Below are 15384 nucleotides of genomic sequence, written 5' to 3'. Positions count from 1 at the left end.
GCACAGGTCCTTCTACCAAGCCCTGGCTCACTTCACGCTCACTACGGCGGATGCGTTCACTGAGCTGTTTCAGCTGCGGGTACATCAGCACGTCTTTTACTGACAGGTAATATCCATGCTGACGAAGGCGGGACACTACCTGGATCGATTTGATGGAATCTCCACCCAATGCGAAGAAGTCGTCCAGCATACCGATAGGACGGCGGCGCAATACCTCCTCACAGATGTTTATCAAGACCTGTTCACGGTCTTCTACCGGAGCTATATACGCCGCTGTTGTCGTATCCAACGTCGTTCTGTAGATCTCCGTCAATAGCTTTTTATCTACTTTTCCATTGGCGGTGAGCGGCAAATCAGGCAGTGCGCTAAAGTCGGCAGGCACCATATAATCAGGCAACTGACCGGCCAGTACTTCCCTGATCTCTTTTCCGAGGTCGTCGTTTAATCTGTCTGCATTCTTGTCAGGAACATAGTAGCAGATCAAGCGGCTTGTTTGTCCGTCGGCGACAGGCAGCACTACTCCCCTGCTTACCAGGCCGGTCTTTTGTAACGCGTTCTCGATCTCTCCCAATTCAATACGGTATCCACGGATCTTCACCTGGTTATCAATACGCCCCAGGTATACGATATTCCCATCAGCGAGCAACCTGCCCTGATCGCCTGTGCGATAAAGCCTTCCGTCACCAAACGGGTTCTTAATAAAACGTTCAGCTGTCAGTTCCGGCCGGTTCAGGTATCCTCTTGAAACACCGGCCCCGCCAACGTAGATCTCACCTGCTATTCCCGGTGGCAGTAATGCACCATTGCTATCGAGAATGTAACAGTGCAACGTTGGAATGGGCTTACCGATATTTGACAGTCCGAGCTCAATATCATTAGCAGTTATTTCTTTATAGGTTACATGCACCGTCGTTTCTGTGATACCATACATATTGATCAGGCGGCACGACGGATATTTATTTTTCCAGGGTTTCAGCAACATGAGGCTCAATGCCTCACCACCAAATATTACGTAGCGTATGTGGTGCCGGTTGTATGTATTGACCATTATATCCTGCAATGCATAGAATGCACCGGGCGTCTGGTTCAACACCGTCACGCCTTCGGTTGCAAGTAAGGCAGCAAAGCCAATAGTATCTCTGGCAGCTTCCCTGGACAGTATAATGAGCTTACCACCATAGAACAATGCGCCATACATTTCCCATACGGAAAAATCGAAGCAGGATGAGTGAAACATTGTCCATATGTCCTGTTCATTAAAGTCAAACAACGGCATGTCTGTTTTGAACAAGCGTACAACATTTCTATGCTCTACTATTACTCCTTTGGGTTTACCGGTGGAACCTGAGGTGTAGATCACATATGCGGGCATATCGGGGGTAATAACTGCATTCACGGCATCTGCCGGAGAGGCTGTTATCTCATCCCATTCTTCATCGATGCGTACAACGGTTACATGATCTGCAACCTGCACATCCTTCAGAGCCGCGGTATCTGACAATACAAGACACGCCATCGTATCTTCCAGCATGTAGCTGATCCTTTCTGCAGGATACTCAGGATCTACCGGCACATATGCTGCTCCGGCTTTTAATATGCCGAGCATACCGATCATCATTTCGAGTCCGTGTTTCAAGCATAGGGGCACCAGGTCGCCTTCTTTCACGCCTTTACTTTTCAGATAGTAGCCAAGACTGTTAGAACGGGCATCAAGTTCTTTATAGGTAAGGTTACGGCCTTCAAAGACAATTGCGGTATTACCAGGTGTAGCAGCTGCCTGCTCACTGAAGAGGTCTATTATAGTTTTATCAGCAGGATAGGTTGTGGCATCAGGAGTAATACCTGATAACAGCTGTTGGTAATCCTGTTGGCTTATCAGCTGTAATGCTTTGATCTGTTGTGCCGGTTGTTTCACAATATGATGCAGCAGGGCTTCATACTGCTTTAACATCAGAGAAATTGTACCGGGGCTGAAGAGATCTGTACAGAATTCCATGACGCCATGGATACCATCGCCAGACTCTGTAAGCAAAAACGACAAGTCAAATTTTGAGGTCCTGTCTTCTACCGGCATTTCAGACAATGACAGCTCACCGAGGCGAAGTCCGGGTACTGCCGGTGTATTCTGGAGAACAAACATTGCCTGTATAAGCGGGTTCCTGCTGGGGTCACGGTGTTTCACAACAACATCCACCAGTTTACCAAATGGAGCGTCCTGGTGCTCATAGGCGTTCAATGTAGTTTCTTTTACCTGCTCAAGCAGCTCAATGAAGCTCATGTCTTCATATAAAGAGCTTCTCAGGGCCAGCGTATTCATAAAGAACCCCACCAGTCCTTCTACTTCCCACTGGCGCCTGTTAGCGATAGCTGTACCTATGCAGATATCGCTTTGACGGCTATACCTGAACAGCAGTACTTTGAATGCCGACAATAGTGTCATGAACAAAGTGCTGCCGTGTTCTCTTGACAGGGAATTGAGTTTGTCTGTAAGCTGCCTATCCAGGCGGAACGTTGCGGATGCGCCACGAGTGCTTTGGATAGCGGGTCTCGGATGATCGGCGGGCAGACTGATATTTTCAACGCCCTGCAACTTCTTCTGCCAGTAGGCAAGATCTGCCTGCCAGGCCGGCGCTGCAAGGTATTCCTGTTCCCAAAGTGCAAAGTCAGCGTACTGCAGGGGCAGGGACGATAATGCCGGTGTTTTTTTCTCTACATAGGCCGCATAGAGCGCTACCAGTTCCTTTACGATAATAGAAACGGACCAGCCGTCTGCAGCAATATGATGCACCACTATCAGCAGTACATTTTCATGGTCTGACAACCTGATAAGGGAGGCTCGTAACATCCAGTCTGCGGAGAGATCGAAAGGTGCATCCCGCAATGCTGCGATACGTGCTTTCAACTCATCGCTGTTGTTCTTATAAGCGGCTCCGTCTACCAATTGCAGTTCCCAGTCCATACCGCTGCGGATATGCTGGTATGCTTTCCCACCTTCTTCCCTGATAACCGTTCTGAGTATTTCGTGACGTTGTACGATCTGGCGAAACGCATGCTGCAAGGCAATCACATCCAGCTGACCGGTCAGTCTGATAGCTGACGACATGTGATACTGCACACTTCCTTCCAGATGATCTATGAACCACAGGCGTTCCTGGTTATGTGACAGCGGGATATGGTCACCCTCTTTTCTATCATAGCTACGGATAATATTCTTACTGTCAACTGTTGCGTACACACCATGATCTCTGAAGTAAGCAGTCAGCTGTTCTTTTTTAGCTCTCAGTTCGACCAACAGGTCATTATCCAGTTTTTTCTTCCTGGGCACCTGTATAAGCAATTCTTCGTTCTCAAATGAAATCCTGGCTCCGGCGGCTTCCGCTTTATCGATTAATGCCATCACGTCCATTAAGCTATTGTCAGACATTGTTTATATAAGTTTTGGGTGGGTCATAATTTTATTACGTCGTAATCTTCGGATTCAAATGCGGCATCTTCCAGATTGATCCTGATGTGCTGCGCCAGCTGTTCTATAGTAGAAAGTTCAAAGAGGGTCCTGATAGGTATGACCAGATCAAATTCTTTCCGGACCATTGAAATCAGCCTCATGATAGTGATGGAATGTCCGCCGAGGTCAAAGAAGTTGTCCTTTACACCTACCTGCTCTACGCGTAACAGTTCCTGCCAGATAGCGGCAAGTTTCAGTTCTATTTCGCCTGATGGCGCCATGTATTCAGTGCGGCTTTCACCTGTGATGTTTTCCGGTATTTCCAGGCGCTGCCTGTCTACTTTGCCATTAGCCGTCAAAGGCCATTCCTCTACCTGTACAAAACCTGCAGGGATCATCACATCCGGCAGTTTTTCACGCAGACCGGTCTTTATTTCTCCGGCATCCATAGGCATCGATGCCGAGAAGAAGGCTATCAGCTCTTGTTGATCGTCATGCCGCCTGCGCACCAATACCACCGCTTCTGCAACGCCGTCTATTTCACGGATTGCATCTTCTATTTCACCAGGCTCAATACGATATCCACGGATCTTTACCTGGTTGTCGATGCGCCCTGTAAATGTCAGCGTCCCATCTTCCAGCCTGCGGCCTATATCACCTGTACAGTACATTTTTTTTCCGGGGAACCAGGGATCGTCCCTGAACTTCTGCCGGGTCAGTTCTTCCCGGTCCCAATATCCCTGCGACACTCCTTCCCCTCCAATACAGATCTCTCCCGGTACACCGTACGGCAGTATATTGTAGTCCTTATCGAGTATATATACATAATTGTTGAGGAAGGGGCGGCCGATAGGCGTACTTCCTTTTACTGCACCGTATTGTGTAATATCTCCTTCGAAGTAAGTAGTGTCTATTGTTGCTTCCGTTGTACCATACGTATTAATGATACGCATACCGGGCGAGTACCTTCCGCACAGGTGCTCATAAGCAGCGGGAGTCAGCGTATCGGAACCCAGGATAAGTATTTTAAGGAAACTGAGATCCAGCTTTTCGTCTTCCACATACTCCATAAATGGAATGATATGCATCGGCGTTCCTTCTACTATATTCACAGCGTGACGTTCCATCAGTGAATATAACTTCGGCAGATCAAGCTTTTCTTCTTCGCTGCATATGACCATACGTCCACCGGTTAGCAGGGAGCGGCAAACATCACCGAAGAAAACATCAAATGAAACACTTGCCATCTGCAGCAGACATGCATTCAACTGGTCAAGCTGATATACCTGGCGCCATCCTTCGCAAATATTCACTGCGTTGCGGTGTGTTACCGTTACTCCTTTAGGCCGGCCTGTAGAACCGGACGTGTAAATCATATACAGGCTGTCGTCATCACTCAGCTGTACGTCCGGCGGCGTCGCCGGATATTCCTCCTGCCGCATCTGAAATGCTGCAATGATCTCTTTTGTGATGTTCAGACGGCTGCCGCTGTCGGACAGGATGTGGGTTATACGTTCTGCCGGATAGAATGGATCAACAGGTATGTATACGCAACCTTGTTTGAGTATTGCCAGCATGGTGATGATCAACCACTCGCTCCGCTCCAGTTGCATGCTCACACGATCTCCGGGATGCAAACCATATTGTTGCTGCAGGAAATGGGCAAAGCGGTTAGAAAGGGCATCCAGGTTGTTGTAGGAAAGCATTCGATCACCATATACCAGGCAAATCTGTTCCCCGCGACGGGCAACCTGTTCACTGAATAATTCCGGTACCGTACGGGATGGGACCGTAGCTGTATTAACGGCTATTTCATTTTTCAGCTGCAGTATTTCTTCGTCAGTGATGTACCGGATATCTGTGATGGCTTTAGTGGGGTCCTGCAATATGTCTTCGGTACAATTCCTGATGTGTTGTTTAATAAGAGACACTGTTGCCGGTGAATAGAGTGCTGTAGCATATTTTATGATCACCTCTATAGATTCTCCCAACACAATAGTGATATCGAAGTCGTAGTTTGTTTGTCCGAAAGTAAGGCTCTCTTTCAGCGTAAACAGTTTATCGCTTCCTGCCTGTACGATACCTTCTGCGATCAGATCGTGTGAAGGAATATTCTGGAAGGTGAACAGATGGCCGACCAGATTATTGCCAAGCTTACTCTGCGCCTGGATCTCCGCCAGCTGTACGTGGTGGTAAGGCAGGCTGTTTATATTATTACGCTGCACCTGGCGAAGAAGATCTGCAGCAGTTGTTCCTTCTTCATAGTTTATCCGTACAGGTACTGTATTGATAAACAATCCGATCATCTCTTCCACGCCGGTCAATTCCGCCGGGCGCCCGGACACGACTCCGCCATAGACAACATCCCTGGTGTTGTTATACTTACTGAGTAAAATACCCCATACTGTTTGCATGAAGCTATTTTCGGTTATCTTGTTGCTGCTGCAGAAGGCCTTGATCCTGGCGGTATCGTTTTTGCTGAACACAAGCCTTTCTTCCTGCTCAACCGGACCTGCTTCCCGGATACCCGGTTGCGGGAAAGGCAGAACGGCCGCCGTATCGTATCCATCGAGATATCCCTTCCAATAGTCCATTGCCTCCCGGTGATCGACAGACCGCAACCAGCGGATATATTCACGGTAAGAAGTTACATCAGGCAACGTCGGTACATTGGGTTGCCGATGGCTGTGATAAAGCTGATAGAAATCTCTTATGATGATCCCTGTACACCACCCATCCATCAGGATATGATGGTGGCTCCATAAAAATGTAAACTCTCTTTCACCCGTTTGCAGCACAGATAACCGCATCTGGCTTCCCTCTTCCAGGTTGAAACCCTTGTTAAGGTCCTCGCTGATGTATGCCTCCAGGTCGAAGCTATTGTCATTTCGAAGGTCCAGGAAGGTAAAGGCAGGTACAACCTCCCTACGCACTACCTGCAAGGGTATTCCGCTATACCGGTCTGTAAAGCTTGTCCGGAGCACGCCGTGCCGGGCTATTATCTGCGTATATGCATGATCAAGTGAGGCACGGTCCAGCGCCCCCTCTACATGATAGACGACCTGCTCAAAATAGGCGGTCGACGAGGGTGACGACATCCAGTGATAGTACATGCCCTGTTGCAAAGGCGTGAGCTCGTAGACGTCTTCTACTTCACCTGAACGGTTCAGCTCAGACAACTCCGCTATACTTAAACCCTGATAAGTCAGGTCCACAGGGGTTGTTACCAGCGCTGCGACTTTTAAGACCTCTACCAGTTCTATTAAATAACGTTTATAAGCTGCAGACAAAGCCACTATGGTATCCTGTTGGTACTGGACTTTACTATAATGGAAAGACATCTGCAATTTACCCTGCATGATCATGCCGGTAACGGCAAGGATCTCTTCACATTGTTGCAGTGGACTAACTTCACTACTTGCAGGCGCTGCGGAAAAAGTAAAACCTCCTGCTGGTCCCTCATTGTTTACAGGTGGCGTAAACTCGCCCAGGTAATTGAATGTAACGGGAGCAATAAAGGTTGAAGTTCCGGCATTCTCTCTTGCAAGATAGCGGAGCATGCCGTAACCAATACCATTGTTGGGTATGCGGTGCAGCTGTTCCTTTATCTTTACCAGTGTACCGGTCATGCTGACATGATCTTCCGCCTCAATAAGCACAGGGAACTGGCTGGTAAACCATCCGACGGTACGGGTTACATCCACATCTCTTCCCATTGCCTCGCGGCCATGGCCTTCGAGGTTAACGTGAAATTTATTGATGCCCAACACTTCCTGTACGGCCAGACCGAGGGCGGTCAGCAATATGTCATTGATCTCTGTTTTATAGGCTGTATGGCAACGTGTTTGCAAATCGTTCGTAATGCCGTTTTCCAGGCTGCAGGTAACCGTTTGCCTGTCTGCATGATAATTACTTCCTTCAGGCAGATCCACCGGAAAAACAGGCACCGGATGCTTTTCTACAGCATTCCAGAATGCCTGTTCAGAAGATAACTGTCCACTCCGGGAATCAGCCTGTTGTTGTTCCATCCAATATTGGAAGCTGTCTGTTTTTGCGGGCAGTGATAGTTTCCTGCCTGCTTCAATCTGGCTGTAAAGTGAAGACAGGTCTTCCAGCAGGATACGCCACGAAACGCTATCTACCAGCAAGTGATGGATCACCAGGAGTATATGATCACCATCCGGGCAATGGAACAACCCTGTATGAAACAGTGCGCCTCCGCTGAGATCAAATCCTGCCTGTACCAGATCTGCTTTCTTCCTGAATACCTGCTGCCAGTTCTCCTCATCAGCTATTTCATGCGAAATAAACCTGTACCCGAACTCAGTTGCGTTGTTATATTGTTCCCATGCGCCACCGGCATTCCTGTTAAAGGAGATCCTCAACGCATCGTGATGCGCCACCAGTGCCGACAGTACTACTTTCAGGGCCTTTTCATCTATGCGCTGGCTGCTATAGAGCATTACAGACTGATTATAGTGATGTTTATCCGGCCGGCCACTTTCCAGGAATGCGCGCTGGACCGGACTTAATACCATGGGGCCCTGAACGGCTTGCTGGGGAATTGCCCGTTTAGCTTTCTGCATATGCCGGGCCATTTCTGCAATGCAGGGATAACTTAGTACATCGCGCACCTGCAATTGATATCCACGCTGACGTAACCGCGAAACGATCTGGATCGATTTAATAGAATCGCCGCCCATTACGAAAAAGTCATCTTTTGTACTGATCGCCTTCCTTTGCAGCACCTGTTCGCATATTTCTACTAACAGGCGCTCTTTTTCATTTGCAGGGGCTACATATTCCGTTCCGGCAGATATTGCAAATAATGCAGGAAGAGGTAAAGCCTTCCTGTCTATTTTGCCGTTAGGTGTCAAAGGGAACTGTTTCAACTGAATGTAGGCCACCGGCAGCATATAAGCCGGCAAGCTTTCTGCGAGATATGCACGCAGTACGGCACTTGTGAGTTGCCCGCTTTCTGCTTCACTGATAATATACGCTACCAGCTCTTTGCTGCCGCCGGGCGATTCATGTGCTATAACGAGCGCATCTTCTATCAGCGTATGACGGCACAAAGCATTCTCAATCTCCGCAGGCTCTATGCGGAACCCATATATTTTTACCTGATGGTCCTTTCTGCCGAGGAACCCGATCGCGCCATTGTCCATCAGGAACGCCAGATCTCCGGTGCGGTATAAACGTTCTCCGGGGCGATACGGATGCGGTATAAATCTTTCACCGGTCAATTCGGGGCGGCCCAGATATCCTCTTGCCAATCCCGCACCTCCTATGCAAAGCTCTCCTGCCACACCTGCGGGTTGCATCATAAAACTCGCATCAAGTATAAAAGCAGAGATATTCGGGAATGTATAACCTATTGGTGTATGGCCGCTTAACACCACCATATCTTCCTCACGGCCTTCGTAATAAAGCGAATCTATCGTGGCTTCTGTGGTACCGTAACTGTTGATAACACGGATACTGCCACTGAGATCTTTCACGAGGTCCCTGTATGCGGCTATATTGAGCGTATCAGAACCCAGGATCAATACCTTTACGAAGCTGAGATCCAGCAGTTGCTCTCTTATGTAGCTCATGAACGGCAACAGCAGGGCTGGCGTACTTTCAAGGATATTAATGCTTTCCTGTTCCATAAGCCTGTACAGTTCTTCCGGATTGGCCTTTGTTTCGCTGGGACAGATCACCATCTTCCCGCCCATCAGCAAAGAGCGGCAAACGTCACCGAAGAACACGTCGAATGATATACTGGCAAGCTGCAGGAGGTTTACTGAGAAGCCCTCAAGACCATATACCTGCTTCCAACCGTAATAGATGTTAACCGCACTGCGATGCGCTACTTCAACTCCCTTAGGCTGACCTGTCGAGCCGGATGTGTATATAACATATAACAGGTTTGCCGGGTGAAGATCTGCTGTTACAGGGGTTGCGGAGTAATCCCTCTCAGATGCTTTGAAGCGGGATAGTTCCTCTTCATCCAGCAGCAAACGGCAACCACTGTCTTCCATGATATACTTTACTCTTTCTTCCGGATAGTCGGGATCGATGGGAACATAGGCGCCACCGGCTTTCAGGATGCCGAGTACTGCAACAGCCCACCAGTACGACCTGTCGAGCAGTATGCCGATCTTTTCTTCCGGTTTTATTCCATATTGCTGTTGCAAATAATGTCCCAGCCTGTTGGAGCGTTCATCAAGCTCTCCATAGGTGAGCGTATCGTCTTTATATACTACTGCAATTTCATTCTGTCGTTCTTCCACCCGCAGGCGAAAAAGATCGACTACCGTTACATCTACAAATGAAGCAGCGGTACCACTATAATGCTGTAATAAAGCTTCCTGCTCTTCTGCACCGAGCATATTTATCTGCTTAACTGCTATGCGGGCATTGGCACATAACCGTTCAGTGATATTTGTAAAATGCCTGCCCATGCAGTCAATAAATTCCTGTGTGTATTTGTCTGTATTGTACTTTATAGTGAGGTATACATCGTCTGCTGATTCTGCAAACGAAAAATTAAGGTCAAACTTTACCTTATCAGGACCGGTAGGAAAAGCACTTATTTTCAGTCCTTTCCACGCATCGTCCTGTTGTTTTGCGAATGCATCTGAACGCATATCGACCATGATATTCAGTGTAAGCCCCTTATGATCTTCCGCCACCAGGTCAAAAGGATAATCCTGATGTGCATAAGCCTCCAGTGTGGTGTTTTTAACTGTATCAAGGAGCTGACTGAATGAACACTCATTATCGATGATCGTTCTGATGGCAAGGGTGTTCACATAGAACCCGATCTGATTCTCCAGATCTGCATGCTCCCGGCCGGCCACCGGTGTGCCCACCAACAGGTCCTCCTGTCCGGTATACCGATGTAAAAGGACTTTAACCGCGGCCAGCAATCCCATAAATACCGTCGCGCCGTGTTGCCTGGTAAGTTGCTTCAGAGCAGCAGTTACAGTGGGTTCCAGTTTCATATGCAGCACAGCGGCATTTCCGTTTGAGACAGCACTACTCTTGTTTGCAGGCACTGTCAGTACTGGCAATTCTCCGTTAAGCTGATTTGACCAATATTCTTTTGACTGTTTAGCTATCTCACCGTCAAGCAGGAGATTCTGCCATACGGCATAGTCTTTATATTGAATACGAAGCGGTGAAGATTGATAAGTTATACCAGACTTCCAGTGATTATAAAAATCGAAGAGCTCCCGGGTAAAGACCTCCATTGACCATGCATCGCTGATAATATGGTGCATGTTGAGCAACAACACATACCTGTCTATCTCCATCTTTAACAACACTAACCTGAAAAGCGGCGCCGCTGCCAGATCAAACTTTGTGGCCATCATCTCTTCTATATGGCGGCGGCACATTGACTCCCTGGAATCTTCTCCGGTAAGGTCATGATACCCGACATTGTATGAAAACTCATTCGCAGGAGTGATCCACTGGGCGGGTTCACCGGACGCTGTTTCTCTTATGCTTGTCCGGAAGATCTCGTGACGTTGAATAAGATAATCAACCGCATTATTAAAACCGGTCAGATCAAGTTCGCCAGTTATTTGAAATGCGGCCGGGATGTTATAGGCGGTATTGCTATCGGCCCGCTGGCTCAGCAACCAGAGACGCTTCTGGGAGTTGGACAACGGATAGCTATCAGCCGGAGCGGCAACAGGGATCTCTTTTGCCTGTTCCCTGCGCGCCTGTGTAATTAATGCTGCATGCCTGGCAACGCTGGCATTCATAAATATCTCCTGCAGGGACAAGTGTACGCCGAATTGTTTTCTGTATCTCGTCATCAGCCTGGTAGCTTTCAGACTGTGACCACCCATTGAAAAGAAATCGTCCAGTACACCCACCTGCTCTTTGCCCAGGATCTCCTGCCAGACAAGACATAACTCACTTTCCAGGTCATTGCGGGGAGCTGTATATGCGGTCGTAGTGTTATAACTTACGTACATTGATTGCAGCGCCTTTTCATCCACCTTTCCATTTGGCGTAAGCGGAATTTCGCTGACCTGGCAGAAGTAGTGGGGAATCATATAGGCGGGTACGGATGCCTGCATAAATTCCCTAAGAACAGCCGGTTCTATTACATCGTCCGAAACAAAAAAGGCATACAGTCCTTCCTGTTCATCTCCGGTATGCCTTGCGAGTACGACTGCTGCGGTAACACCGGGATAAGATACCAGGTGATATTCTACTTCGTCTGTTTCTATCCGGAACCCATTGATCTTTACCTGACCATCTTTTCTACCAATGTACAGGATATTACCATCGTGCAGCCATTTACCAAGATCACCGCTTCTATAGGCGCGGCCTCCGTTTTCTGCATACAGATCTTCGCAGAACTTCGTGTTTGTCTGCGCCTCGTTATTATAATATCCGACCGCCACACCAGCACCGCCAATGATAATTTCACCGGGAATGCCGGGTGGTAACAGATTACCGTGTGCGTCTGTTATATAGATGTTCGTATTACGTATTGGCCGGCCGATAGAGATATCGTCCTCATTACCGGTCAACAATACGCAGGTACAGCCAACTGTTGTTTCTGTCGGACCGTACTCGTTATATATTTTTATATCAGGGCTTAACTGCTTCAGAAATGCCACCTGCTCTTTTTTAAGCTGTTCTCCTCCCAGGATAATGGTGTCAATTGTTGATCTTTCCAGGCCGAGATGTCTGGCCAGGTTAAGATGGGATGGCGTGATCTTGATCGTATTTACTTCCGGATGGCATGAGAATACATCTGTAATAATACCGGCAATATTCCCTTCGGGGAAAATAAATATTTTGTCACCTCTTAACAAGGTTGTGAAGATGCTTGTTATAGTAAGGTCAAATGATAGCGAGGTAAAGAGACCGAAACAATATCCGCTCCGTCCGTCGAAGTAGTAGCTATTAGCCCAATCTATATAGTTAACGAGATTGCTGTTCTTTATTGCCACACCTTTAGGTGCGCCGGTTGATCCGGACGTATATATAATATAAACCAGCTGATCGGGAGCAGTGCTGCAGTCAATACGTTCTTCGCTGATTGTGTGGCGGCAGTCCGCAAACTGTTCCATGACTCCCTGCTCTATTAGCAACTTACTTTGACTGTCTGCTTCTATATAAGCGATACGTTGAGCCGGATATTCCGGGTCAATAGGAATGTAGGCAGCACCAGCTTTCAGAACGCCCAGGATAGCCACGATCATCCAGGGGCTGCGAGGCAGCCTGATAGCTACCCGATCACCCAGTACTATACCGTGTTGCTCTTGCAGGTAAGCAGCGAACTGATTGGAGAGCCCATTAAGCTCGCCATAAGTGATCACTTGATTTTCGAAGCACAGTGCAGGTATTCCGGGCGTCTTGCCTGCCTGTTCTTCAAACAGGGAAATAATACTACGTGTATCCCGCGATGTAAGGGGTGCCGGCGGACTGCTTATTAGTTCTCTATCTTCATCAGACAGCAGGCTAACGCCTGCAAGGTCCTGCATCATATCCTGCAAACAGGCGCCCATCAACAGTAACAGCCTGTTGGCAATATCGTTGACCGCGGCATGAGAAAACCTGGCTGTACTGTATTCAATCCTGCAGGAGATGCTGTTATCCTCATGTGTGCGGAACAGGAACATGATACCAGGTCTGAGAGGACGTACATATTCCTGTTCATGTAATTCATCCAGCAGCACAAAGACGTCGATCATAGATATACCGGTTTCCTTGTCTGCTATCTTCTTCTGAAAAAGCAGTGTATTCAGGGGGAAGTTCTGATGAGCCACCGCATCTTTCATGTCTTTACTGATACCCATCAACAGCTCCTTAAAACCCTTTCCTGTCAGGTCCATTCTGAAGAGCAGGATCTTGTTCAGCAGGTCCTCTCCTGACGCCTGTTTGTAAACCGGCGCGCCTATCAAGATCTCTTGTCCGCTGTTATATTTATAAAGTAACGCAGCGACACCGGCCAACAAACAAAGATGCACACGGGCGGGCGAACCGTTGGAAAGTTTCATAACTGTTGCAGCAATGTTTTCAGACAGGCGGAGATCTAATTCCCCTGTTCCTGAAATTGCCGTACCATTCTTATCTGCGGGGAAAGCGCCAGCCGCTTCTCCTGACAGGACGCCATTCCAATAGTCTTTTCCTTTAAGTATTAATTCCAGGTTTTGCACGCTCATAACGTTAGAAATTCCATTCGTCAAGGTTAAGGTTCAGATCACTGGTATCGGCCATCTTGTATTCGGCGATACTTCTTTTTTCGGACAGCGGAATTTTACCATGCTGGATCTCGAGCATAGAGGGAACTGCATTCTTGTGCAGGGCCGCCCATCTTTCATCTGCTTTTCTGATATCCTCCAGTTTGTAGGGATTATAGATACCTAATTTTTCCACGAATTCCACAAACCGGTTAGCTCTTTCATAGGCGATCTCACGCACGGGATATACGTCGAGCGTCCATGTTTTACTGAAGATCAGGTCATCGTATTTTTCGTTGTACAATGACTCTTTTTTAAACTGTGCTTCCCAGGCGGCGGAGTCGACCTGACCGGAATAGTAAAACTGGAAAGGGTTACAATCCGCCTCATATATGAAGTCCTGCAGCTCTTCTATGAGCTTCAGCGTTTCCTGGAACTGCTCTTCTGTTTCTCCCGGGTGGCCGACAACAAACATTGTAGTGGTCTTGATACCTGCTGTGGCCAGGTTTATTACCGCCTGTTTGATCTGCTTAACGGTAATGTCCTTGTGCATCATTTTCAACATTGCCTCTGAGCCACTTTCCACTCCCATACGGGCACGATAGTATCCTCCCCTTCTCCATTTTATTGTGTTTTTCAGGTCCTGTGATTTCTTATCGATCCTGAAATAGCCGTCAAAATAAATAGGGTCGTCAATTTCGAGCAAAGCGTCTGTCAGCGGGTCCATTACAGGGTTCAGAATGGAGTCGCACATAAAGATCAGCTGCTTATTATACTGCCGGTGCAAACGTTGTATTTCACCGATGATAGTAGCGGGCGCACGTTTAGTATATCTTCCCCAGAAAATAGTTTCCGAGCAGAAGCTACATTCAAAGGGACAGCTCCTTCCGGTAGAACTGGATACTGTGAGATAAGCATCCATGTTAATATCCGAGAAGTCAGGTACCGGTACGGCGTTCAGGTCTACACTGACATTCTTAATATCTTTCTTCGTATAAAATTTCCTATCGTCAGGCAATTCGCCATTTAACAACTGTAACAGCAGAATCTCGCCCTCTCCTTCCACGATCTTATCTATATAGGGCGTTTCGTTCAATACCCTGTGATAATTCGGCGATCCGGGTTTCAGTTCATTACTGAATACAGCGCCTCCCATAACGGTGAAGATATGCGGATAGTGTTGTTTCACGAACCGGAACGCGTACAGGGATGCTGGTAAAGAACCGCTGTATACTGATAAGCCGAATACGTGCGGCTTCAGTTCTTCAACATAGTTCATCACGTACCGCTCGATACGGCCAATGAATAATTTTATAATCTCCTCCATATGTTGCAGCTGTTCCTGCGACAATTGTGTGTAGAAGGTTTTGTAAACTATTTCACTTATCAGGCCGAAGTATACTTCATCGGGTTCGGTTGTGCGGTTGATGAAGGCCATCGTATGATTCTTTAGCACTTCATGCCCCATATTAAACAGGAGCTTCCGTTTCTTCTCCGGCACAAAATCGGCAAGGGCGCCGAAGTAGCGGTCATAAATATCAGTGAAGTCACCTTCAATATTGGCATCATAGGCGCTTACTGCATAGTTGCCATGTCGTTGCAGGTAACTTTTCAGGGAAGCAAGCCCTAATGGGGGTACTAATGGATCCCAAAAGGGTAATAACAACAATAACATCCGGCCTTGTCCGCCGTTTTCACGTATGTCCTTCAGGGTTTCTATTGTATTCATGGGAGGTGACT

General features: G+C 47.7%; 3 protein-coding genes. All 3 read right to left on the bottom strand.

What is annotated here, in order from left to right:
* Window positions 1-3424: non-ribosomal peptide synthetase (locus C7475_RS33085; protein WP_110056899.1), on the bottom strand; the 3424-nt coding region annotated here is incomplete at its 3' end.
* 23 nt (window positions 3425-3447) lie between these two features.
* Window positions 3448-13626 (bottom strand): non-ribosomal peptide synthetase, encoded by a 10179-nt coding sequence (locus tag C7475_RS28800; RefSeq protein ID WP_110056898.1) that lies wholly within the window; start codon window positions 13624-13626, stop codon window positions 3448-3450.
* Window positions 13627-13630: 4 nt separating this feature from the next.
* On the bottom strand, window positions 13631-15373 hold the full coding sequence (locus C7475_RS28795; RefSeq protein WP_110056897.1) for a radical SAM protein: 1743 nt from the start codon (window positions 15371-15373) through the stop codon (window positions 13631-13633).
* Between the last annotated feature and the right edge of the window lie 11 nt (window positions 15374-15384).

The organism is Chitinophaga sp. S165, assembly GCF_003182155.1.
Taxonomy (GTDB): Bacteria; Bacteroidota; Bacteroidia; order Chitinophagales; family Chitinophagaceae; genus Chitinophaga.
The sequence above is the reverse complement of the archived record's forward strand: the minus strand, read 5'-3'. Positions and strand labels throughout refer to the sequence as shown.